At 40.9% G+C, this 24053-nt stretch carries 25 protein-coding genes; 12 read left to right on the plus strand and 13 right to left on the minus strand.

Annotated elements, in window-relative coordinates; translation table 11 throughout:
- Nucleotides 1-42 precede the first annotated feature (42 nt).
- The 3 genes from cysG to A7P55_RS04900 are packed head-to-tail and all read left to right on the plus strand — an operon-like array spanning nt 43 to nt 2641.
- A complete protein-coding gene (cysG, locus tag A7P55_RS04890; RefSeq protein ID WP_171551301.1) occupies nt 43-1419 on the plus strand; it encodes a siroheme synthase CysG in 1377 nt (458 codons plus the stop codon).
- A gap of 4 nt (nt 1420-1423) precedes the next feature.
- Nucleotides 1424-2128 (plus strand): hypothetical protein, encoded by a 705-nt coding sequence (locus A7P55_RS04895; protein WP_171551302.1) that lies wholly within the window; start codon nt 1424-1426, stop codon nt 2126-2128.
- Nucleotides 2129-2170: 42 nt separating this feature from the next.
- Complete coding sequence (locus A7P55_RS04900; RefSeq protein WP_004803126.1) at nt 2171-2641, plus strand: tRNA (cytidine(34)-2'-O)-methyltransferase; 471 nt, start codon at nt 2171-2173, stop codon at nt 2639-2641.
- A gap of 11 nt (nt 2642-2652) precedes the next feature.
- Here the strand turns inward: A7P55_RS04900 and A7P55_RS04905 are convergent, their stop codons facing one another.
- Nucleotides 2653-3033, minus strand: a complete 381-nt coding sequence (locus tag A7P55_RS04905) for a VOC family protein (protein WP_171551303.1) — start codon at nt 3031-3033, stop codon at nt 2653-2655.
- A gap of 15 nt (nt 3034-3048) precedes the next feature.
- Nucleotides 3049-3432, minus strand: a complete 384-nt coding sequence (locus A7P55_RS04910) for a helix-turn-helix domain-containing protein (protein WP_016541353.1) — start codon at nt 3430-3432, stop codon at nt 3049-3051.
- A gap of 111 nt (nt 3433-3543) precedes the next feature.
- On the opposite strand from A7P55_RS04910, the gene A7P55_RS04915 reads away from it, so the two are divergent.
- Nucleotides 3544-4104, plus strand: a complete 561-nt coding sequence (locus tag A7P55_RS04915) for an NAD(P)H-dependent oxidoreductase (protein ID WP_171551351.1) — start codon at nt 3544-3546, stop codon at nt 4102-4104.
- Between the two features lie 54 nt (nt 4105-4158).
- On the opposite strand, the gene A7P55_RS04920 is transcribed toward A7P55_RS04915, so the two are convergent.
- The 6 genes from A7P55_RS04920 to rpoD form a co-directional block, all read right to left on the minus strand.
- The gene (locus tag A7P55_RS04920) at nt 4159-5553 is read right to left on the minus strand and encodes an APC family permease (protein ID WP_171551304.1); all 1395 of its coding nucleotides are present in this window, start codon (nt 5551-5553) and stop codon (nt 4159-4161) included.
- Between the two features lie 268 nt (nt 5554-5821).
- A complete protein-coding gene (locus A7P55_RS04925) occupies nt 5822-7006 on the minus strand; it encodes an iron-containing alcohol dehydrogenase (protein ID WP_171551305.1) in 1185 nt (394 codons plus the stop codon).
- 1 nt (nt 7007) lies between these two features.
- Nucleotides 7008-7541 (minus strand): hypothetical protein, encoded by a 534-nt coding sequence (locus A7P55_RS04930; RefSeq protein WP_004652214.1) that lies wholly within the window; start codon nt 7539-7541, stop codon nt 7008-7010.
- A gap of 81 nt (nt 7542-7622) precedes the next feature.
- The gene (gene lipB, locus A7P55_RS04935; RefSeq protein ID WP_171551306.1) at nt 7623-8276 is read right to left on the minus strand and encodes a lipoyl(octanoyl) transferase LipB; all 654 of its coding nucleotides are present in this window, start codon (nt 8274-8276) and stop codon (nt 7623-7625) included.
- Nucleotides 8277-8425: 149 nt separating this feature from the next.
- Complete coding sequence (locus A7P55_RS04940; protein ID WP_004652212.1) at nt 8426-8713, minus strand: DUF493 domain-containing protein; 288 nt, start codon at nt 8711-8713, stop codon at nt 8426-8428.
- 129 nt (nt 8714-8842) lie between these two features.
- A complete protein-coding gene (gene rpoD / locus A7P55_RS04945) occupies nt 8843-10726 on the minus strand; it encodes an RNA polymerase sigma factor RpoD (protein WP_171551307.1) in 1884 nt (627 codons plus the stop codon).
- Between the two features lie 347 nt (nt 10727-11073).
- Between rpoD and A7P55_RS04950 the strand changes: the two genes are divergently transcribed.
- Both A7P55_RS04950 and A7P55_RS04955 read left to right on the plus strand, forming a co-directional pair.
- Nucleotides 11074-11280: a PA3496 family putative envelope integrity protein gene (locus A7P55_RS04950; protein ID WP_004803146.1), complete on the plus strand. Its 207-nt coding sequence runs from the start codon at nt 11074-11076 to the stop codon at nt 11278-11280.
- Nucleotides 11281-11352: 72 nt separating this feature from the next.
- The gene (locus A7P55_RS04955; RefSeq protein WP_004803148.1) at nt 11353-11877 is read left to right on the plus strand and encodes a YecA family protein; all 525 of its coding nucleotides are present in this window, start codon (nt 11353-11355) and stop codon (nt 11875-11877) included.
- Between the two features lie 128 nt (nt 11878-12005).
- Here A7P55_RS04955 and A7P55_RS04960 read toward each other — a convergent pair whose 3' ends face one another.
- Entirely contained in the window at nt 12006-12611 is a 606-nt protein-coding gene (locus A7P55_RS04960) for a LysE family transporter (RefSeq protein WP_171551308.1), read from the minus strand.
- Between the two features lie 101 nt (nt 12612-12712).
- Between A7P55_RS04960 and A7P55_RS04965 the strand changes: the two genes are divergently transcribed.
- On the plus strand, nt 12713-13600 hold the full coding sequence (locus A7P55_RS04965; protein WP_171551309.1) for a LysR family transcriptional regulator: 888 nt from the start codon (nt 12713-12715) through the stop codon (nt 13598-13600).
- Nucleotides 13601-13612: 12 nt separating this feature from the next.
- On the opposite strand, the gene A7P55_RS04970 is transcribed toward A7P55_RS04965, so the two are convergent.
- Both A7P55_RS04970 and A7P55_RS04975 read right to left on the minus strand, forming a co-directional pair.
- Nucleotides 13613-14236, minus strand: a complete 624-nt coding sequence (locus tag A7P55_RS04970; RefSeq protein ID WP_171551310.1) for a DedA family protein — start codon at nt 14234-14236, stop codon at nt 13613-13615.
- Nucleotides 14237-14380: 144 nt separating this feature from the next.
- Entirely contained in the window at nt 14381-15313 is a 933-nt protein-coding gene (locus tag A7P55_RS04975) for a rhodanese-related sulfurtransferase (RefSeq protein WP_171551311.1), read from the minus strand.
- A 109-nt stretch (nt 15314-15422) separates the two neighbouring features.
- On the opposite strand from A7P55_RS04975, the gene A7P55_RS04980 reads away from it, so the two are divergent.
- Entirely contained in the window at nt 15423-15920 is a 498-nt protein-coding gene (locus A7P55_RS04980; RefSeq protein ID WP_171551312.1) for a DUF1289 domain-containing protein, read from the plus strand.
- Nucleotides 15921-15999: 79 nt separating this feature from the next.
- On the opposite strand, the gene A7P55_RS04985 is transcribed toward A7P55_RS04980, so the two are convergent.
- Together A7P55_RS04985 and gltA are read right to left on the minus strand one after the other, a co-directional pair.
- Complete coding sequence (locus A7P55_RS04985; RefSeq protein ID WP_171551313.1) at nt 16000-17763, minus strand: DKNYY domain-containing protein; 1764 nt, start codon at nt 17761-17763, stop codon at nt 16000-16002.
- A 118-nt stretch (nt 17764-17881) separates the two neighbouring features.
- On the minus strand, nt 17882-19156 hold the full coding sequence (gltA, locus tag A7P55_RS04990) for a citrate synthase (RefSeq protein WP_004652200.1): 1275 nt from the start codon (nt 19154-19156) through the stop codon (nt 17882-17884).
- An 899-nt stretch (nt 19157-20055) separates the two neighbouring features.
- On the opposite strand from gltA, the gene sdhC reads away from it, so the two are divergent.
- Genes sdhC through A7P55_RS05010 form a run of 4 tightly spaced genes read left to right on the plus strand, consistent with a single transcriptional unit; the run spans nt 20056 to nt 23455 of the window.
- Nucleotides 20056-20457: a succinate dehydrogenase, cytochrome b556 subunit gene (gene sdhC, locus A7P55_RS04995; RefSeq protein WP_050559707.1), complete on the plus strand. Its 402-nt coding sequence runs from the start codon at nt 20056-20058 to the stop codon at nt 20455-20457.
- Nucleotides 20457-20822: a succinate dehydrogenase, hydrophobic membrane anchor protein gene (gene sdhD, locus A7P55_RS05000; protein WP_004652198.1), complete on the plus strand. Its 366-nt coding sequence runs from the start codon at nt 20457-20459 to the stop codon at nt 20820-20822. The genes sdhC and sdhD overlap by 1 nt, the downstream gene beginning before the upstream one ends.
- A gap of 12 nt (nt 20823-20834) precedes the next feature.
- Nucleotides 20835-22730, plus strand: coding sequence for an FAD-dependent oxidoreductase (locus A7P55_RS05005; RefSeq protein ID WP_005150339.1), 1896 nt, complete (start codon nt 20835-20837; stop codon nt 22728-22730).
- A gap of 14 nt (nt 22731-22744) precedes the next feature.
- Nucleotides 22745-23455: a succinate dehydrogenase iron-sulfur subunit gene (locus tag A7P55_RS05010; protein ID WP_004664446.1), complete on the plus strand. Its 711-nt coding sequence runs from the start codon at nt 22745-22747 to the stop codon at nt 23453-23455.
- Nucleotides 23456-24053 lie beyond the last annotated feature (598 nt).

The following is a 24053-nucleotide window of genomic DNA, read 5'->3' on the forward strand; positions in this document are numbered from 1 at the left end:
TTTTGCTTAAGCTCAATCAGATTGAAAATATAGAGGCGTCACGTGGAAATTTTCCCAATCTCTTTAAAGTTGCAGCAGCAACGTTGTCTGATTGTGGGTGGTGGGCATATTGCCTACCGCAAAGCAAATCTGCTCGTCAAAGCGGGTGCAATTGTTGATGTGATTGCACCTGAGATCCTTCCTGAATTACGTCAACTTGTTGAGCAATCGGCAGGGCAATATATTCAAGCCTCTTTTTCTGAAACTGTTCTGGCAACAGCTTATCGCTTGGTGATTGCTGCGACAGATCAGCCCGACGTCAATAAAGCAGTATTTGAACAGTGTGAACAGCGTAATCTGTTGGTCAACAGTGTTGATGATATTCCACACTGCCGCTTTATGGTGCCTGCGATTATTGATCGCTCACCATTGGTAATTTCGGTGGCTTCCAATGGTGCATCACCCGTTTTATCCAGACAGTTGCGTACTCAGATTGAAACCATCGTGCCGCATGGTATGGGTAAATTGGCTGAGTTTTCGGGGCAATGGCGTAAGCAAGTCAAAGCCAAAATTGCCAATCCAGATGAACGTCGTATCTTCTGGGAAAACTTGTACGCCAGTCCGCTGAAAGAACAGGTTTTCAATGACAATATTGATGTGGCCAATGATCTGATTGAGCAGGCTTTAACTGAATGGACTGCACCGAAAGGTGAGGTGTATTTGGTCGGGGCAGGTCCAGGTGATCCTGAGCTTTTGACCTTAAAAGCCTTACGTTTGATGCAGCAAGCCGATGTAGTGATTTACGATCGTCTCGTATCTGCGCCCATCTTGGAATTGTGTCGCCGTGATGCTGAAAAGATTTATGTCGGTAAAGCGCGTTCTAATCATTCGGTTCCACAAGATGGCATCAATGCTTTATTGGTTGAATATGCACAGCAAGGTAAACGTGTTTGCCGTTTAAAAGGCGGTGATCCCTTTATCTTTGGCCGTGGTGGAGAAGAGATTCAGGAATTGGTGCAAGCCAATGTGACTTTCCAAGTTGTTCCGGGTATTACCGCAGCTTCAGGTTGTTCTGCCTATGCAGGTATTCCACTGACGCATCGTGATTATGCGCAAAGTGTACGTTTCCTGACAGGTCATTTAAAAGAAGGCTCACCTGAGTTACCTTGGAATGAACTGGTCTATGAAAACCAAACTTTGGTGTTATACATGGGCTTGGTCGGTTTGGAACGCATTTGTGAGCAATTGATTACACATGGTCAGCGTCCAAACATGCCTGTGGCCTTAATTTCTAAAGGTACCACTCCTGATCAGAAAGTGGTGGTGGGTACATTGGCGGATATCGCGACCAAAGTATCTGAACATCAGATCGTAGCACCGACTTTAACCATCATTGGTGAAGTGGTCAGTCTACGTGAACAGTTAAAATGGTCTATGTAGGATCATGGCGTTCTATTTAGCTGGTTATCATCTCATTCAATTGAAATCAGCTAATCTATTTAAGGACGTGCCATCTAGAGTTTTTACATGTAGTTCTTGTATAAATGATCATCTTGCTGATCGTTGGTCATATTCTTGGGTATTAAAAACGCAAGATGAAATTCAGGAAATAAAATCCAAACTTAGTTTAACGAATGAACAATTCCATTTACTTGAAAATTGGGTAAATGACTTACATCAGAAGAACTTGCTGGGTTGGACTAATGTCTTTCAGGATATTCAGACCGCAACCAAATATAAAGAAAGATTTTTTAAAGATCATGCTGATATTTATTTGCTATCTCTTTATGTAGATGGTGATTATAGGAGTGATATTTTAGAGATTTTTGCTCCAAGCTCTGAACAAGTTAGCGAAATTGGTATCTATCAGTGTTTAAAAAAAGACATTAGAGAAAATTGCAACCCAAATGAAAAGCTTTTGGGTTATGACTATATTGGCTTGGAAGTAAGTGGTGATTTTCATAGTTTTCACTGCCATGATCTTTCTAAAAATTTAGTTGAAAGATTTGATTTAACTTTAAATGAATTTGGGTTGTTTGAAGAGCCCTCAAAAAGTGATCAAATTGAAGCATTTTTAAATGATGATTCGAATGGATTTGAGGCGATTCCGTGGGGTATTGCCAAAGTAAAATTGGTTAATTCTTGGTAAAATATTTAAGATTTATCTAGAAAAATTTAGTAGAGAAAATTTGTGATTCATGTCGTCCTATACGAGCCTGAGATTCCAGCGAATACAGGTAATATCATTCGTCTATGTGCTAATACGGGTGCGCAACTCCATTTGGTCAAACCTTTGGGTTTTGAGCTGGATGATAAAAAGTTGAAGCGTGCAGGTTTGGACTACCACGAATGGGCAAGAATGCAAATTTGGGACAATATCGAGCTTTGCCTTGCTGATTTAAAAGCCAAAGGGGTCGAGCATGTTTTTCCGCTCACTACCAAAGGCACAGCAACACCGCATACGGTTGATCTGAACCGTCCAGTTGCCTTGTTGATGGGACCTGAAACCCGTGGTCTGCCTGAGCAAGTGCGTTTAATGTTTCCGCAAGAGCAGTGGATTCGTTTACCGATGGCTGAAAATTCAAGAAGTTTAAACCTTTCCAATGCGACGGCCGTGATTGTCTATGAAGCGTGGAGACAACAGGGTTTTAAACAACTCTGATTTATCGTGCTTTAGATATCACCATATGGACTCGCCACAACCAGCGTGTAGCCATTTGGGTCTTTAAACCAAATTTCGCGATGATGCGCGTTGGGGTTATATTTAGGCCCTTCTAAAATTTCAACTTGATGGGTTTGTAGTTTTTGTACAATCTCATCAAAGCGATTGCTTTCAAACCACAATAAAACGCCATTCCCAATCACTCGTTTGGGGTCTCCGATATGTGAGTGGTCATGGGCTTGCCATTGGTGCAGTTGCAGCACCATGCGCTGTTCAAACAGCAATTGTTCATATTCTCTGCCGCCATGTCCACTTTCTAAGCCCAGTACCGTTTGATACCACTGACTGGTTTTCTCGACATCGGCCACTGCAATTAAAGGCTGTGGGTACATACACACCTCACGGAATTATTCGAATTGTTGTTCCTGTATCGTATCAAAACGTTGTTGAGCATAGATCACTTGTTCAATATTACTTTCAGCCCAATCTTTGAGTTGATACGCCATTTCTGCAACTTCCAGACCGAGTGGCGTGAGTGAATAATCCACCCGAATTGGTGCAGTATCTTGTACTTGTCTTTCAATAAAGCCATCACGTTCTAGCATTTTTAGTTTCTGTGACAATACTTTAGGTGAGATGCCTTGAATGCTCTTTTTGAGTAAATTGAAATGTTGGGTTTCTCGCGCAAGCACATTAATGATCATCAGTACCCATTTGTCTGCAATTTTTTCAAAAAATAACCGAGCAGGACAATGTTGTTGATAAATATCGTATTTTAATGCCTGATTCATAGCGACAACCCTCATTTTTTCAATTGAGTGGCAGTAGTTACCATCTGGTAACTAATTGACACCTAGTTTCTAAAATATATCATTAAATCGAACTTTTTAAAAATTTTGGATATTCTCATGACACACATTGCGGTTGTATATTTCTCTGGCTATGGCCATACCAAAGTGGTTGCTGAAACTTTTGCGGGTGCAATTGACGCAGCTTTAATTGAAATTGATCAGAATGGTGAGATCACAGAGCAAGACTGGCAGACTTTAAATGATGCACAAGGGATTGTGTTTGGCACACCAACTTACATGGCGGCAGCCCCTTGGCAATTTAAGAAATTTGCCGACGCTTCTTCAAAAGTTTGGTTTACTCGTGGTTGGCAAGATAAAGTGTTTGCGGGTTTTACCAATAGCGCGAGCCTGAATGGTGATAAGCAAGTGACCTTGATTCAGTTACAAACTTTGGCTTCACAGCATGGCGGTATTTGGGTGAGCTTAGGTTTGTTGCCTGCTAATACCAAAGCAGCGAAACGTGAAGATGTAAACAACTTGGGTGGTTCGGTTGGATTGTTGGTTCAGTCACCATCAGATGCAAGTACAGATGAGATTCCAACAGGGGATTTAGAAACAGCGAAACTTTATGCAAAACGCGTGAAAGCAACTGTTGAAAAGCTGCACGGTTAAATTTTCAAGCCATAAAAAAGGCGCATTTAGCGCCTTTTTTATGATTTCACTAGATTAATGTCTGTCATCAAATTCATTATGCTGTGGCGCATTGTATTTGAAGCCTTTAGTCTTATAAGCAAGATAACCGACACCGATTACTGCCCAAGCCAAACCAATCTGTAAAGCCAATTTATCAATTTCTAACCACATCATAAACACGCTGGCGAAACCGAGTGTAGGGATGATGATGTAACTGATAATGTCTTTTGGCGTCTTGTTCTTGCCATCTCTCAATGCATAACGAGAGATTACCGAGAAGTTAACAAAGCTAAATGCGGTTAATGCACCAAAGCTAATTAAGTTCACGATATGCTCAAGATCAAGGAAACCCGCAGATAAAGCCACAACACCCACGATCAAGATGTTGTAAGTTGGGGTATGCAAACGTGGGCTAATATGACCGAATAATTTCTTATTGATCACGCCATCACGACCCATCACATACATCAAACGCGATACACCTGCATGCGCCGAGATACCAGATGCCATCACTGCCACGACTGCAAAGTATAAAACCATGGTCTTAAATGCAAGGCTACCAATCGCAGCAACCATCACAGGTTGAGATTCATCCAGTGGATTGAAGTAGGTGCTCGGATTACTTGGGAAGTAAAGCTGAATAAAGTAGGTGCTGACAATGAAGATGATACCGGCAACCAATGCTGTGGTGAAAATTGCACGTGGCAAAGTCTTTTCAGCATCTTTGGTTTCTTCTGCAAGTGAAGATAGTGCATCAAAGCCCGTAAATGAGAAGCATAGCACCGTTGCACCTGCAATTAATGCCCCGACAGAGGTCATTTCATTCCAGAATGGCGCAAGCGACCATAACTCAGCTTTATCCGGATTCAGGGTGCCATCGGCATAGATCCCTTGTGTGAGCAGGATATAGACCTGATACACAAAGTAGAAAATAACACCGAGCTGGATCACCACAATGGTACTGTTAAAACGCGCGACAAAACGTGCCCCAAACAGGTTGATCACCGTCATCAGGACGGTTAAACCAATCACCCAAATCCAGTTATTTACTTCTGGGAAGAGTGCTCTCAAATAAATATCAGCAAGAATGATATTGACCAGAGGAGAGAGCAAATAATCTAACCACGAAGACCAACCCACCATAAAACCAACATTAGGGTGAATCGACTTTTGGGCGTAGGTATATGCAGAACCAGAAGACGGATAACGACGAATCATGTGACCATAACTGATCGACGTTAAAAGAATTGCAACTAAGGCAAATATGTAGGAAGTCGGTACATGACCACCACTTCTTTCAGATACTAAACCAAACGTATCAAATAAAGTTAATGGTTGAATATAAGCTAAGCCAATAATGATGATGTGCCAAAGCACAAGATTCTTTTGAAGCTTCGCTGTTGGTTGAGTCCCAGATAAATTTGTCAACGGCGTTATCCTCATAATCGTTGATCAAAGATCAGCCATAGTGTTAAGGATCATTTGAGACAAAAATGATCCCCCGTACAAAAAACGAAAGTGCGCCAATCTATCCTAAAACACTATAAATTGTCAGTACTTTTATGCTTTTTTTAGCAATTTTTTTGCCAATTGGGTAAAGAAATAGATGAATAAAGATTCACTTAAATATACAAAGCCCCGATATTCAATCAATATCGGGGCTTTTAAGCAGGAATACTTGATTTAACTCAATGTATTACCATGCTTTTTGCAAGATTGCACGAATGTCTTGTAAGTTTGCTTCTTTCGGGTTGTAAATGATAGAGCCGTCATTCAGTGCCTTCTCTGCCACTTCATCCAACTGAGCCTCAGTGATTTTAGCTGTTTCACGTAAAGTACGTGGTAGTTTGGTCAAGCTGAATAGACGATCACGCATCGCTAAAATCGTCTCAATCGCTTTATCTGCACGTAAGTTGGCAGGGGTTTGTGCATAAATATCTGCACCCGCAAGTGGCAGCAATAATTCACCAATCTTGTCACCATTGATTTCTTTGTTATATTCCAGCACGTATGGCAGGAATAAGTTCATGCATAAGCCGTGGGGCAGATGTGCAACTGCACCAAGCGCATGACCCAATGAGTGAACTAAGCCCACCATTGAATTCGAGAAAGCAATCCCTGCCATGGTAGATGCTTGTGCAAGCTCTAAACGGCCTTGTGCATCACTTGGATTGTCTAAAACCTTAAACAGGTTTTCACTGATCTTTTTAATCCCTGCGCTGGCATAGGCATCACTGAGCGGGTTAGCTGCTAGGCAAGTATAGGCTTCAACACAGTGTGTCAATGCATCCATGCCTGTCATGGCAGTAAGATGCGGTGGGAGTGTCTGTGTCATGCGTGGATCAAGAATTGCAGCATGCGGCATCAAGTAATAAGAGGCAAAAGCCAGTTTTACATTGCGTTGGGTATCTGAAACCACAGCAACCATGGTTGCTTCAGATCCTGTACCCGATGTAGTTGGAATTACGAAGAAAGGCTTCAGTGGTTTTGGCAGATTGTGCGCACCTGAATATTGCAACAGATCATCACCACCTTCAGACACCAAGATATTGGTCGCTTTTGAGGTATCGATGACTGAGCCACCACCAATTGCAATGATCGCATCGCATTTTTGCTTGCGATACAGTTCTGCCGCTAAGCGAACCACTTCCAAACTTGAATCAGGTGGAACATCATCAAAGATCGCACCAATCACCGCATCGGTGGTACTGAATGCTGCTTCGATTGGGCTAAGTAAACCATTGGCACGTACGCCTTTATCGGTAATGATCATTGGGCGTTTTGCACCCAGTGTCGCAAGTTCAAACGGGATATGCTCTAAGGCAGCGTTACCAGCAATGACTTTTACAGGACAGAAAAACTCGTAATAAGGCTTAGCCATGTTATGCGCTCCGTTTCAGATATGATTTTGCGACTTTAAGATAAATATTTTTTGCACCCGTGAATTTTTCTTTTAATGTTAATTCAGCAGGGTAGCGCTTGACTGCAAGTGAAGCGATTAGCTTTGGTAAGATAAGGGCTTCCATTTTGTTCAAGCAACGCACCAGACGGATGGCGCTTGAGACATCACCATCGGCAATCATGCGGTCATTGGCAAAGGCTTGTGCGGTACTTTCTTGGAAAGAAAATACCAAAAAGGCATGGGTTAAATGCTTGAAGGTAATGGTTAAATCAGGCTTGCCTTTGTAATTGGACAAGAGCTCTAATTGTTTTTCTTCGGTTACTCGAGCAACAAATGCAGGTCCATTTGGGAAAACATTCATTGAAAGGATAAAACCAACCGGAAACTTCGACACTTCCTGTTGTACTTCATCATCCACTTGGCTTGCCATCACGAGGCCACGACCCACAACATCCATCATGAGTTTGACGTAGGCAAATTGCAACGTGGGCTTCACTGCTTTGGTTGAAATCACTTGCGTATCCCTTGTTAAAATTATGCAAAAGCTAATTTAGAGTATTTACTCTAATTTATTTTATTAGAATTGAAAAGTAAATTATTCAGATTTGACTACAAGGTCATTAAAGAAATCGGTATTTTGCAGATAGTGGACAAAATCAGCGCAGAGCTGTTCAAAGCTTGGGTAATCTGTCAGTAAGTCTTGTAAGCGCACCATTTCCAAGCCAGCATAACCACAGGGATTGATGGTTTGAAAACCAGTGAGGTCACAGTCGATGTTCAGGGCCAAACCATGATAACTACGGCCACGACGAATTTTAAATCCTAAGGACCCGATTTTGCGTTCATCGACATAAACGCCTGGGGCATCAGCTTTGGCATAGGCATGGATGTTGTATTGTTTGAGTAGATCAATCATGGCTTGTTCTGCAAAACTGACCAAAGTACGTACATGCCATTTCAAGCGATTGAGGTCTAACAGGAAATAGGCAACCAATTGACCTTTGCCGTGCCAAGTGACTTGGCCACCGCGATCAGTGTGTACAATTGGAAGGTTGCTGTGCAGCAGAATATGTTCAGGCTTGCCTGCTTGTCCTTGGGTTAGGACATCTTGATGTTGAAGCAGCCAAACTTCATCGGGTGTGTTTTCATCACGATTGGTTGTGAAGTCTTTCATTGCTTCAAAACGAGTCGTGTAATCTTGTAGATCATTGAAACAACGAATGATTAAAATCGGTTTTGCAGCGCTCATTACAACAGGATTTCCTTGGCAAATTTGAATTGATTAGTCGTTGAATTATGTAATGATTTGAATCAGATCAATAGGGATTTATCAAAAAAGTCGGGTGTTATTTTTTGCGAAAAAAAATCCAAAACACTTTCGTATTTTGGAGTTTTTAATTAAAGCGCTGTCTTAATTAAAGGACAGGCTGCAAGGTCAGCGTATAAGGCATGAACTTGTTCCAACTCTTCAAAGCGCAGTTGAGCAGTTAAAGAGTGGTATTTACCTGTGCGTGACGGCTGAACTTTTACGGTGTCGCCATCAAATTCAGGGAAGTGCTTCTGCAAAATATCAACAACAGCCACTCGAAGTTCATCCCCTGCATTACCAATCAATTTGATTGGATAGTCCATCGGGAAAACCCAAAGATGTTCTTGCAATTCACGAGAAGGAGTGCGGTCTAACATGAGCAACCTCTTAATTTGAAACGCCTGCATCAGTGCAGGCGCTTTTGATCTAATACATAAATGGGGATGAAGTATTGAACTTCAAGTCCTGAGTGAGAGCCTTAACCATCACTCAGGATTTCCCAAAGATTAGTCGTTTTCCAAGAATGAACGTAAGTGTTCTGAACGAGAAGGGTGGCGAAGTTTACGCAATGCTTTCGCTTCAATCTGACGGATACGTTCACGGGTTACGTCAAACTGTTTACCTACTTCTTCTAAAGTATGGTCGGTTGGCATATCAATACCAAAACGCATTTTCAATACTTTTGCTTCACGTTCAGTCAAGTTTTCAAGTACTTCACGCGTCGCCTCTTTTAAGCCTTCTGAAGTTGCAGCATCAATTGGAGAAGTGATGTTGCCATCTTCAATGAAGTCACCAAGATGCGAATCTTCATCATCACCGATCGGTGTTTCCATCGAAATCGGTTCTTTTGCGATTTTAAGTACTTTACGAACTTTAACTTCGTCCATTTCCAGACGTTCGCCTAATTCTTCAGGAGTCGGTTCACGGCCCATTTCTTGAAGAAGTTGACGAGATACACGGTTGATCTTATTGATGGTCTCAATCATGTGTACTGGAATACGAATAGTACGTGCTTGGTCGGCAATCGAACGCGTAATCGCCTGACGAATCCACCACGTTGCATAAGTCGAGAATTTATAACCACGACGATATTCAAACTTGTCCACGGCTTTCATCAAACCGATGTTACCTTCTTGAATCAAGTCGAGGAACTGTAAGCCACGGTTGGTATATTTTTTCGCAATCGAAATAACCAAACGTAAGTTCGCTTCAACCATCTCTTTCTTGGCACGACGTGCTTTCGCTTCACCAACAGCCATACGTTTCGAGATATCTTTGATATCTTTAACGTTTAAACCAAGATCTTTCTCAATATCTGCAATTTTTTGCTGGAATGCCAATACGTCAGGACGTACTTTTTCTAAATGCGCTTTGGTTTCAGCCGGTGCTTTTGCAATTTGTTCGTCTAACCAAGCTGGATTTGATTCTTGCTCGGGGAAGGTCATACGGAACTGGGTACGATCCATACGACCACGACGTACTGCATAACGCATAATTTCACGTTCATTTGAACGAATTTGGTCATGTGTACCACGAATCATTTCTGAAATGATTTCGAATAAACGTGGTGTAAATTTGAACATCATGAACACAGCAGCAAGCGCTTCAAGCGCAGCTTTTGCTTCATCGCTATCACGACCGTGCTTCGCTACAACCGTTTTAGTTTCATTCCAAGCAGCTTCTAATTCAGAGAAACGAACTTTAGCAACGTCAGGGTCTGGACCTGACTCACCTTCAGAATCATCATCACCTTCAGACTCTTCTTCTTCGTCATCATCATCGAGTTTGACGTCTTTTGCTTTAGGTGAAGCATCTTCATCTTCTTCAAGTTCAGTTTCTTCTTCAAGAACTTCTGGAATATCTTCGTCAGTTTCTGGGTCTAAATAACCAGAGAGAATATCGGCAAGACGACGCTCGCCTGTTAAAAAGTCATTATATTCTTGTAAAACAACTTCAACCGCATTTGGCCAGTAAGCAATCGAATGTAAAACGTCACGAATACCTTCTTCGATGCGTTTTGCAATGCTAATTTCGCCTTCGCGTGTAAGAAGTTCAACCGTACCCATTTCACGCATATACATACGTACAGGGTCTGTGGTACGACCAGGCTCACTTTCAACCGATGCTAATACGGCAGCAGCTTCTTCTTCGGCAACTTCGTCAGCCGCTTCAGTTGATTCACCAAACATGGTGTCATCAGTTTCTGGTGCACGTTCATGCACTGGAATACCAACGTCTTGAAGCATCTGAATGATGTCTTCAATCTGCTCACTTTCCGTAATTGAGTCTGGTAGATGATCGTTAACCTCAGCGTAAGTTAAATAACCTTGCTCTTTGCCTCGGCTAATCAGAGCCGCTACTTGCGAAGTAGGGGAATTCATATCGCTCATCTTTGCTTACTCTTTTGTTGAATCTGGGGCGGTGAAAAACCGTGCATGATAGCACAATTCACGATGAATGTTCTGGATTCGATCCGTTAACTTTAAAATAAAAATAGCTGTGATTTCACGTTCGTTTCTTGAATATGGGGTTGAGTCATAAATTTTCAAGCAGTCAGTCCTGATTAAAGATGTTTTTAATTACAATTGTTCTTAGATTATAAATACACAAAAAAACTGACGAAAAAAAGTACAAAACATCGTTTTATCACAAAAAAAACAAATAAAACTTGACAAGGTTGGCTAAGACCGATAAATAGCGGCTAGACCCATTTATATTTTTTCATTAGAGGTACTTAGTGTCTTCTACAGATTTTGAATTAGATGATGATAACTATGGTGAAGATGATGCAGGTTTTGATGAGTCATCTGGAAAAATTACTGCCAAAGAATCATTAGAAAAGCGCCGTTTGATTGATGAGCTTCTGGCGCAACGTCGTTTAGAGCGAGAACTCAAAGATTTTGATTACGATTTCGACGACGATGATCTCGATGACGAAGACTAAGCAAAATTGCTAAGACTTTATGTCCGAAAATGTTATGCTGTTGACGATGTATTTTTAAAATTGGATTAAAGAATGAGCACGTTAGATTTAGACTTATTGAGTAACTATCTTGACGGCGATCAAAATGAATATGGTCTAGATTTTGCAGCGACTCATGGCTTTTTGTGTGCGATTGCAGTTGGTCCACAATTCGATCGTTGGTTAGATGAACTTTTCGAGAGTAATCAAAAGAAACTTCCTGCTGAAGTGCTTGAGCAGGTTAAGCTTTGGTTGGAATCTATTCGTCAAGATTTAGCCAATGAAAATGGAATCGAGTTTCCATTTGAAATCGAAGAAGCAGACGTTGAATCGAGCTTAGGTGATTGGAGTGTTGGTTTTGTTGATGCCATGTTCCTTAATGAAGATGCGTGGTTTGCGCCTGAGTTTGAAGAACAGCTTATCGATTTAACATTACCAATTATGGTGTTTAGCGGAATTGATGAAGAAGATCCACAAATGGAATCTTTCCGTCGCAATGGTCAGTTGATGGATGAATTAGCGGAAGAAATTCCAAATAATTTAAATGAACTCTATCTGATGTACCATACACCAGCATAAGGATACCTCCGATACTGCGATCATTGCGGTTGAAGAATGACAAACAAATAGAATATTAAAACGCCTCTAGAAGGCGTTTTTTTATTGCTGCTTGTGCTGCTCTATTGAACTCATCTCAAGACTAAGATTTAAAAATGAGCGAAAAATAGACTCAGCCCTAAAGCACTCAAGATACAACCAATCACTCGATTAATGCTGATTTGTCGCGCAAGGATTTTATTTCGAATGAAAGGGGTAGAACAAAACAGTGCAACAAGGCAAAACCAAGCAAAATGACTGCCAGAAATAAAAATACCATAGCCGATTAACTTGTGTAGGTTGTTGGTGGTGGTCATGACTTGTGCATAAATACTCATGACAAAAAGTGTGGTTTTGGGGTTGAGACTATTGGTGAGAAAACCATGCCTAAAGGCCTGCCAGCGTGTGATCTGATTGCTGTTTTCATTAAATAGAATTGGGGCTTGGGTAAAGGTTTTGTAGCCAATATAGATCAAATAAGCTGCACCAATATATTGAATTAGATGAATTAAACTGGGGAGGTGCTGCTGTAAAAAAGTGAGTCCAATCAAGCTGTAGCTAATATGGACCCAGACACCCATCGCAATGCCGTAGGCGGTACACATACCCAAATGGCGACCATAAAGATAGCTGTTTCGTGTCACAAGGGCGAAGTCAGCGCCAGGGCTCATGACTGCAAGCAGGGTGACGATGCTGACTGCAATGATTTCATTCACTCATCTATTCCTAAATTGATTGCTTAAAGATTTTTTATATTTTTCATATTCTTGCTATATTTAAAATTGAAGTTAATTCTTGTTATGCATGAGTTTTTGGAATGATTGAGCGCTTATCTTTGAATTCACTAAAGTTTTTTTATTATGTGGCTCGTTATGAAAGCGTGACGGTTGCTGCGGATAAGCTATTTGTGACGCAAAGTGCGGTGAGTAAGCAACTTAAGAACTTGGAAGAAAGTTTAGGCTTGCTGTTATTTATGCGTGAAGCCCGAAAATTAACTTTAACCTCAGAAGGTGAAGTCCTGTTTGATTGCTGTCAGCAGGTCTTTCAACACATCGAGCAGTGTGTATTACAACTACAGCAACACAACAAAGTGCAAAAGAACCTGATCCTTTCTTGTGAACCGACACTGGCCATGAAATGGCTGATTCCTCGTTTAGCGCAATTTAAGCAGCGTTATCCAGAATTTGAGGTGAGCTTGTTAACCGGTGGTGGGGCGGTGGACTTTACTGCACAGCATATTGATGTGGCGCTAAGAAGAGATGATTTTGATTGGGGAGCAGCCCTGTATAGTGAGAAAATTGCAGATGAGCAGATGCTTGCTGTGCGGGCGAAGCATGATCATGCGGCAATGACACAACTGTTTATTTCCAAGTCCAGACCTCAGCTATGGCAACAGTTTAAAAGGCGGCATCCAGAACAACTCAGTGATTTAAAACGATCTTCGCTTGAGCACTTTTATCTCTGTATTGAGGCTTGCTTGGCGGGATTAGGCGCAACAGTGGTTTCTGCCTATATGGTTGAGCGAGAAATGAAATATCAGATGCTGGAGCAACTCACCGCGACTTATGTTGATGGTTCGGCCTATCATTTATTGTCTGCCCAGCCTTTTGAAGCGGATATTCGTAAACTATTGCTGAGAGATTGGTTGAGAGATGAAATGCATAAAAGCCAATTGGGATTTAACACAGTTTCATCTCTGGCCTAAGCTTTGTTGGTATTATTGGTTATGATTTGATTTAGATCGGTAAAACTTTTTAATTGCCCACCAGATAATATATAGAGCGATCAGGGCGAAGATCAGATAGCTGATGCGTTGTAGAATTGCCAGCATGAGTGCCTGATTTTCACTAAAATGATAGCCCAGATAGGCAAGGAAACTGGTCCAAATGAGGGTTCCAGCGCTACTATAGAGCATAAATTTACTAAAAGGCATTCGGCTGATCCCAGCGGGGATACTAATCAAGGAGCGGACTGCAGGAATCATTCGCCCGAAGAACACAATGCGATGGCCATGTTTGTTAAACCATGTCAGTGCTTTTTCTAGATCAGCGACCTGAATGCGTAAATATTTGCCATAACGTTCGATAAACTGAAACAGTCGTTGTTGTGGTACTTTTCGACCGATCCAATAGAACAACATCGCAGCTAAAATTGAACCAGCACTTCCTGCGATAATGACACCAATCAGGGTGAGTTCACCTTTTGAAGCGGTATAGCCAGCCGATGGCATAATGATTTCTGAGGGAATAGGTGGGAAGATATTATCTAGGAACATTAAAAATGCGATGCCTAAATACCCAAGTTTTTCCATGATCGATAAGACCCACTCTTCAAGTCCCATAATGCCCTTATATAGTTCATTTGATTATTGTTTTTAGCATAGAGAGGTGCAGGGCAATGCTCAAGGGTTGAATCGTTACATGATTTTTATCAAGGCAATAAAAAAGCCATAGTTGAACTATGGCTTTTAATCGAATTGTTAAACTTACAGACGTTTGCGTTTTGCAGCAGCAATCTGTGATTGGCGCATACGGAAGCCCGCTTTTTGCTTGTCCGTGGTTTTATCAATACAGTAAACACAAGAGACACCATGTTCATAACTGGTTAGTTCAGCTTCAACTTTGGTCAGTGGCCAACCGCAAGCATGACACTTGATGTTTTCGCCTTCTTCAACACCATGGGTGACTGCCGTACGTCCATCAAACACGAAGCATTCACCTTCCCACATGCTTTCTTCGGCAGGGGTTTCTTCTAGGTATTTAAGAATGCCGCCTTTCAGGTGATAGACCTCATTGAAACCTTCTTGAAGCAGGAGGGAGGTTGATTTTTCACAACGGATACCACCCGTACAGAACATCGCAATTTTTTTGTCTTTATGCTGTTCGAGATTCTGTTTTACGTATTCTGGAAATTCACGGAATGATTCTGTTTTAGGATCAATTGCCCCTTTGAATGTACCTGCTTTATATTCATAATCATTACGAGTGTCGATCAGGATCACATCATCACGGTTAATCAGTTCATTCCATTCTTTAGGATCAAGGTAGTGACCGACTAAATCACGTGGCTTGACTTCTACACCTAAAGTTACAATTTCATTTTTAAGTTTAATTTTCATTTTACGGAATGGCTTTTCAGAGCTTTCAGACTCTTTATATTCCATTGCGTTAAAACCTTCGTTGAGAAGGAATTGATGAACTGCATCAATCGCGGCACGGTCGCCAGCAACAGTTCCGTTAATCCCTTCAGACGCTACAATTAGAGTTCCACATAAATTGATGCTATTCACTAAGTCCAAAAGACGTTGTTGCAGATCCGCTGCATCTGAAACTTCTTTAAATTGATATAGTGCTGCAACAACCCAATTATTGGTCGCTTGCTGTTCTACAGGTGCAAGCTGTTCTACAGTAGCGTTCATGGATAACTCCAAATGTATTAAGATAGAAAAATAAGGCGCACATTTTAGCGCGAAATCTGAAAATAAGCGAGAAAACCATAAAATAAATATGGTTTTAGAGGAGTTGGTTTTGAGTAATGATCGTCGAATCCCATCATTGACCCCATGTGCAGGGCGTTGTTCAACGGTATTTGGTGATCTGGTCTGCCGTGGCTGTCGCCGTTTTAATCATGAAGTGATTCAGTGGAATACCTATACGCCAGAGCAGCGTTTGATGGTGTGGAAGCGCTTAGATGCGCAACTGGATCAAATTTTGGTGCCATTGCTGCCTCATGCCAATCTACAGCATATCGAGGGCTTTATTCAGAATAAGCGTACGCGCGTATTAGAAAGTGCCAGTAAAGGGCGCAAGCTGTACCACGCCTTGAAGATTTGTGAAAAAAACAAACATTTGGCCCATGATAGTGGGTTGGGGATTAGCGATGCGCAAGTTAAACCGATCTGGGATGAATTTGAGCGTCGTGTACTGGCTTTGGCAAAGGCCAGTTATGAATTGGCTTGGTTACGTGCGGATGGCATCAGCAATACCTTGTTGCGTGCATTAGAGCTAGAAGAAGATGAGATTTAAGAATCACATGTTGTAGAGAATCTTGTCGATTACGCAAGGTGTTGATCGACATCCAGCTTATCTTGTTCATATTTTTAGATTAGTTGATCTCCCTGTCATGAAGCAGGTTGGATAGTTTTAGGGCGCTTGGATTGCGGGAAAAATATTGAGCGATGATCTGTTGATCTTGTTCACGAATCAGACTGATTTTGAAACCATGCGTGGTTGTTCCAGAAGAGCGCCCTTTGGATCGGTAGATCTTTTCGGTGATGATGTACATATTTTTTCCATCGCTAAAGCGTCGATCCTCCAGAGCCTGTAACTGTATTGGTTGGGGAAATTGATACAGCACTTTTAATCGTTGATAAAATTCATCATAGATATAAATGTTTTGCAGATCTGCAAAAATATAACTGAAATTTCCTGGGTAGGGCTCATTACTTTGGCTACCAATGAGTTGCAGGTGTGATAAATCAACACGCGTTGTTCCCCAAAATTTCTGCTCAGCAATATGTGGTAATGGATGTTCATTTAAATAAAAAGATTGGCCATCGGTTGCTAAATTCAGATCTCGGCTAAATCGATTGCTACCACTAAAAATCTGCGTCTGTTGCGCATTTAACTTGCCTAGCCTTTTATCTTGATAATAGACCACCTGTTGATCGTGAATATATTGGCTGCTATTTGGAAATGCTTGGCTCTGTTGTGGATCTAAATCTGTTAATGCTTTTGTTTTATAATAGACCTGTTGATCATCTTTGGCATAAAAATAGCCAAGTGTATTGAATCTTGGATGTAAGATTGCCGAAAAATGAGCGGCATTCACGTTGGTTAAACGTATATTGCGAAAGTAAACTTGTTGACCGTCTTTGGTGAAATCATTGCCTAAATAGCTTGATTGTGCTGGATTTAATTGAGACAGGATGTGGTCTTGCCAGTAAACTTGATGTGGTGTTTTACCAACATTGCTATACAGCTCAGGTGCACGATGGGGGAGATTGCTTAAAGCTAAACCTGTAAATTGATCAGCCTTGACTTGAGGCAGTAAAAAAGTACCTTGGCCTTGTTTAAAAATATAGACCTGATTCTGAAATGTTTTGAAATTTGTCCCTGAGATTGACTGGGTTTGTTGATGGGGGAGTTTGACACTGCCATCGTTAAATTTATCCCAGAGTAGATAGCTCATAAAAAGGCTAAAACTGACTAAAATAAAAAGGATCAATCCAACTGTAAGCCATTTTTGTTTTCTTTGAAAAGAATCTAGCGCATGCTGATCTGCAATTATGCTAATGGTGTCAATATGGGTTTTCTTGTGGGTACTTGTGTTGCTGATCCGTTGCAACTGTTGCTGTTTTGCTAGCGCCTCCAGTTTTTTCCAGAACGGTAAAAACTCACAATGTTGCTGGGTTAATGTGGCAGGCCACATCCATGAATTAAAATAAAAATACTGCTGATAAGGTTGGGTTTTACTGAGTAGATTGAGACTGTGGATTTGCGCCTGCTGTTGTCGAAGTTGTATCTGGATCAAATCTTGCCAAGAGAAAAAAGTAGATTGTTTGGAATCTTCCAATGCGATGCCTTGCCGATATAACTTAAAGGTGGTAGGACGGCTAAAGTATTTCTGATAAAGCTGGTTATACAGGTAAAGCGTTGCTATCAATAAAGCAAACATCAAAGCAATGCTGAGCAGTTGGGCAAAAAAAGGCAGGAATTGATAAAGATAGTACAGGCTTAAATCATAACTAAAGTAAACCAGTAGCAGCCAAGTTAGTATGATCATTAATAGAAATAATACGAAAGACGCCATTTTTATTTGAAAGACGGGCAGTGTGACTTGCATCAAAACAGTGGTTTTTTTGATCATTGGCTCGATAAAATGAGTTCTGCAAAATGAAAGTTGTTTAAGTTTTATTTCAAGAGCATAACCGATAAAAACAAAAAAAGGATGCAGAAGCATCCTTTTTTATTAACGCTAATCGAGATTAACGTTTGATGTCGCGCTGAGTCGAGCCTGTGTAAAGCTGACGTGGACGACCGATCTTGTAAGGGCCACTGTGCATTTCTAACCAGTGGCTGATCCAACCAACTGTACGTGCAAGCGCGAAGATCACCGTAAACATACCTGTAGGGATACCAATCGCTTTTAAGATGATACCTGAGTAGAAGTCTACGTTCGGGTAAAGCTTACGTTCAACGAAGTACGGGTCGTTAAGCGCAATGCGCTCAAGTTCCATTGCAAGTTGCAATTGTGGATCGTTGATCCCTAATGCAGCAAGAACTTCGTCACACGTTTCTTTCATGACTTTCGCACGTGGGTCGAAGTTTTTATAAACACGGTGACCGAAGCCCATGAGTTTAACTTCTTTGCGTTTTACTTTTTCCATGAATTCAGCAACGTTTTCTACGCTACCAATTTCATCTAACATTTTAAGTACAGCTTCGTTTGCACCGCCGTGAGCAGGTCCCCAAAGTGCAGAGATACCCGCAGAGATACATGCATATGGATTCGCGCCAGTAGAACCAGCAAGACGAACTGTAGATGTAGACGCATTTTGTTCGTGGTCAGCATGAAGCGTGAAGATACGATCCATTGCACGAGCAAGAACAGGGTTTACTTTGTAATCACGGTCAGCAGGAGTTGCAAACATCATGTGTAAGAAGTTTTCTGCATAACCAAGGTCATTACGTGGGTAAATGAATGGTTGACCTACAGTGTACTTGTAGCTCCACGCTGCAAGTGTAGGAATTTTCGCGATTAAACGAATTGCAGTAATTTCACGGTGGTTAACATCTTCGATGTCTAAACCGTTGTGATAGAACGCAGATAATGCACCAACAACACCAACCATGATTGCCATAGGGTGAGCATCACGACGGAAACCATTGAAGAAGCGGCTTACTTGATCGTGAACCATCGTATGGTTACGTACTTTCGCATCAAATTCTGCTTTCTGTTCAGCATTTGGAAGCTCGCCATTAAGTAATAAGTAGCAAGTTTCTAAGTAGTCTGCTTGAGTCGCTAATTGATCAATTGGATAGCCACGGTGTAATAACACACCTTTGTCACCATCAATGAATGTGATCTTAGATTCGCAAGCCGCTGTCGCCATAAAACCAGGATCGAAAGTAAAGTGACCTGATGCCAATACATCTTTAACGTCAATTACATCTGGGCCTAATGTGCCGCTGTAAATTGGTAATTCAATTTCTTTGCCATCAAGCTGTAATACGGCTTTTTTGCCAGTTGCTGCAGACATTCAATAGATCTCCTGTCCTGGTGAATGATTATCTGACTCGAAATACTAATCTTGTCATGTGCGAATCAGACGGTGTCAAAATTTGCTATAAGATTAGTGGTTACTAAAATTTTGTCAATTATACTTAGGGATAAAAAATGACGTTGCTACAGTCAATTAGTCATTCAGTATCGAAGAAAAAACTGAGTAAAATCACAGCACCGGTCGAGTATAATATGTCAAATCAAGTTTCAGGTGCATAAAAAAAATGAAGCATCAGTCCAATTGTAAGTAAATTTTTATTTGGGTCAGATGTTGCTGCTTATAAAATAAATACTTATCACGCTTGTAATCCCTCTATCTAGTGAGGTTTGAGGTGAACTGTTCATTCAAAAACCATCTAAAAGCGCTCTATGTGGAGTAATAATTGATTCATTATGGTGCGATTAATTGTATAAAAAATAACTAATTAATTTTAGTTAAGCGATTGATGAAAATATATTATTAATTGATTATATTTAATATATAAATGAGGGGTATTATTTTTAACTATATATAAAGCTGAAAAATTCGGCTGCTTTAAAGCCGAAAAGGGGACTTTTTGTGAAATAACAAGAAAAGAATTTATAAAATTAAAAAGTATCTATAAAAAATAGTATTTTATTTTTATCATTACAAAACAATTAGATAGTTGTTTTTAGGAAAACTTGATGTATTTGTCGCCGTTATTATGCGTGTGAATGATTCTTATTTAAAGTTTTTTTCGACTAAAGCGAAAGTTGATTGTTTGTATTTTGATATTTCACGTTTTATAATTCGGTGTCGTTATATAGGTTAGGCATGTGCTGTGCTTGCCTAACAATGCCAGCTTTCCTTTGAATTAAGTCAAACAAACTCCAGATGGAGTTTCTACCTACAGGATGCCCGCTGTGAAAAGCAACAGACCTGTCAATTTGTCCATGGGTCAGGTATTAGCGGTAAATTTACGCTCACCCGTGGCTATTGCCTCAATTCTACACCGTCTATCAGGTGTAATCGTTTTCGTATTAGTTGCAGTTCTTTTATGGATTTTGGATAAGTCTTTATCTTCTCCAGAAGGATTTGACTACGTTAAAAATGTCGTTTTCGGAAATATCATTGTACGTTTCATCGTATGGGTATTTGTAGCTGGCTTGATTTTCCACTTTATCGCAGGTGTGAAGCATTTACTTGCTGACCTCGGTTTTGCTGAAGAACTTCAAAGCGGTCGTATCGCTGCTACAGTTTCATTGATCTTGTCTGCGGTTGGTATTGTCGCAGCATTCGTATGGATTATGTTCTGATGAAAAGTGCTACAGGTTTAACAGGTTCAGGTTCTCGCGACTGGTATATCCAACGTGTCAGTGCTGTAGTGTTAGCTGCATACACTGTAGTTTTGTTTGGCTGGATCCTTTGCAATAGCGGATTTGGTTATGAACAGTGGGCTGGCTTTATGCTGACTTTGCCAATGAAGATTTTTTCTTTATTAGCAGTGTTATCGCTCGTTGCACACGCTTGGATTGGTATGTGGCAAGTCTTTACTGATTATGTAACGACTCGTCAAATGGGCCCTTCAGCTTCAGGTTTACGCCTTGTACTCACTTCTGCTGTCATTATTTCAGTGTTCGTGTACGCAATCTGGGGTATCCAGATTTTCTGGGCAAATTGATAGGAAGAGATCATGGGCGCAATTAACCCTAAAGAAGATTATTCAAATATTCAAAACCTCACTTTCGACGCAGTTATCGTTGGTGGTGGTGGTTCTGGTATGCGTGCTGCTTACCAACTTGCTCAAGCGGGTTTAAAAGTTGCTGTATTGACCAAAGTATTCCCAACACGTTCGCATACAGTTGCCGCTCAAGGTGGTATTGGTGCGTCGTTAGGTAACATGCAAGAAGATAATTGGCATTATCACTTCTATGACACGGTTAAAGGTTCTGACTGGTTAGGCGATCAGGACGCAATCGAGTTCATGACCCGTGAAGCGCCAAAAGTTGTGTATGAGCTTGAACACTTGGGTATGCCGTTTGACCGTAACGAAGATGGTACGATCTATCAGCGTCCATTTGGTGGTCACTCTGCAAACTATGGTGAAAAAGCAGTTCCACGTGCGTGTGCTGCTGCTGACCGTACAGGCCATGCGTTATTGCATACCTTGTATCAAAGCAACGTAAAAATGGGTACTCAGTTCTACGTTGAATGGATTGCATTAGACTTAATCCGTAACGAAGCAGGTGATGTACTTGGTGTAACGGCGATTGACCAAGAAACAGGTAACATTGCTGTATTCCAAGCGAAAGCAACCTTGTTCGCTACAGGTGGTGCGGGTCGTGTTTATCGCGCATCAACCAATGCTTATATCAATACTGGTGACGGTCTTGGTATGGCTGCTCGTGCAGGTATTCCATTGCAAGATATGGAATTCTGGCAATTCCACCCAACGGGTGTTGCTGGCGCAGGCGTATTGTTGACTGAAGGTTGTCGTGGCGAAGGTGGTATCCTTCGTAACAAAGACGGCGAACCATTCATGGAACGTTATGCGCCAACGTTAAAAGACTTGGCGCCACGTGACTTCGTATCACGTTCTATGGACCAAGAAATTAAAGAAGGTCGTGGTTGTGGTCCTAAAGCGGATTATATCTTATTGGATATGACTCACTTAGGCGCTGAAACCATTATGAAACGTCTTCCGTCTGTATTTGAGATTGGTAAGAAGTTTGCAAACGTTGACTGTACCAAAGAGCCAATTCCAGTGGTACCAACAATCCATTATCAAATGGGTGGTATTCCGACCAATATTCATGGCCAAGTGGTTGTACCACATGGCGTAGAAGAAGGTGAATTCTCTGCAAGCTACAACAAAGACACCAAAGAGTATCATTATGTCGGTACTCGTGATTACGTAAAACCTGTGAAAGGGTTCTATGCAATTGGTGAATGTTCTTGCGTATCAGTACATGGTGCAAACCGTTTAGGTACAAACTCATTGCTTGACCTTGTGGTATTTGGTAAAGCAGCGGGTGAACACATCATTGACTACGTGACTAAACATCATGGCGATGATTATCAACCACTTCCGACTGATGTATTGGTAAATACATTAGAGCGTATTCGTAAGTTGGATGATTCAACGACGGGTGAAAATGCGCAAGAAGTTGCTGATGCAATCCGTGACATCGTACAAGATCACGCAGGTGTATTCCGTACTCAAGCATTGCTTGATAAGGGTGTAAAAGAAATTCTTGCGATTGAACCGCGTGTTCGTAACATTCATTTAAAAGACAAATCTAAAGTATTTAACACTGCGCGTGTTGAAGCATTAGAAGTTGAAAACTTATATGAAGTTGCGAAGGCGACTCTGATTTCTGCTGCTGCACGTAAAGAATGTCGTGGTGCGCATACAGTTGTTGACTATGAGTTGGCACCTGATCACCCAACTTATTCTTACGGTCGCCGTGATGATGAGTGGATGAAACATACTTTGTGGTATTCATCAGACAACCGTCTTGAATATAAGCCAGTACGTTTCAGCCCATTAACGGTTGAAGCAATTGAACCTAAACCACGTACATTCTAATCGGGAGAACAAAGATGAGTAGAGGTACTCGTACATTCGAAATCTACCGCTACGATCCTGATAAGGATAAAGCGCCGTACATGCAAACTTTCAAACTTGAGTTAACCGACAAGCATCGTATGTTGCTTGATGCGTTACTTGCGTTGAAAGTGCAAGATGAGTCATTAACATTCCGTCGCTCTTGCCGTGAAGGTATTTGTGGTTCGGATGGTGTGAACATCAATGGTAAAAATGGTTTAGCGTGCTTGTGGAACTTGAACGATTTACCAGAGAAGATTGTGATCCGTCCTTTACCTGGTTTACCAGTGGTAAAAGATTTGGTTGTAGACATGAACCAGTTCTATGATCAATATGACAAGATCCAACCATTCTTGATTAATAATCAACCTGCACCAGCAAAAGAACGTTTACAGTCTCAAGCAGAACGTGAACACTTAGATGGTCTGTATGAATGTATTCTTTGTGCATGTTGTTCAACATCATGCCCATCATTCTGGTGGAACCCTGATAAGTTCCTTGGACCATCTGCATTGCTAAATGCATACCGCTTTATCATCGACTCTCGTGATACGGCAACACAAGAGCGTTTGGCGCGTTTAGACGATCCATTCTCTTTGTTCCGTTGTAAAGGGATCATGAACTGTGTGTCTGTATGTCCTAAAGGTTTGAACCCAACAAAGGCAATTGGTCACATTCGTAATATGTTGTTAGATCAAGCGGGTTAATCTGCTTTTTCTAGCGTAAAAAAGAGAAGCTCCGAAAGGGGCTTCTCTTTTTTATGGTTGCTGTAATTGTTGGCTGCTTAAAAATATCTATTTGCAAAAGTTGGGCTTGAATTTTAGAAATGAGGCCTTAAATATTTATAGATTTTGTTGTTAAGACAAATCATAAGAATCAATATGCTGAAGGTGTTGATCTATTTTTCATCAAACTGAATAAGGTTTGTGCAATATTTGTAGAGAATGTTTATTTTTGATCGATTGGAGTGCAACTTTTATCAAAAGGGCGGTATATTAGAATATAATTTGATGTGTGTATTTCGCTGCTTTATGGATGGTATGTGTCAAAAAAATCAATCCCTGCTTGAGAACATGTTAGGATTTCTGCCACAAATGAAATCAAAAAATAAACAGATTCTTGATGTTATCGATCGATAATGTCTTAGAGATTTGTACAGATTTCATCAAAAAAGTCAATTTAGAAAAGTTAAAAACGCATTTAATTTTTCTAAAATGATTTGCAAAAAATTGCTCGATTTCATCGAGTATGAAAAATGAGTTATGTGCCTTGAATTGAAGGTGCGTAGCTCATTTGTTACATCAA

The organism is Acinetobacter sp. Ac_5812, assembly GCF_013072695.1.
In the GTDB taxonomy this organism is placed as follows: Bacteria; Pseudomonadota; Gammaproteobacteria; order Pseudomonadales; family Moraxellaceae; genus Acinetobacter.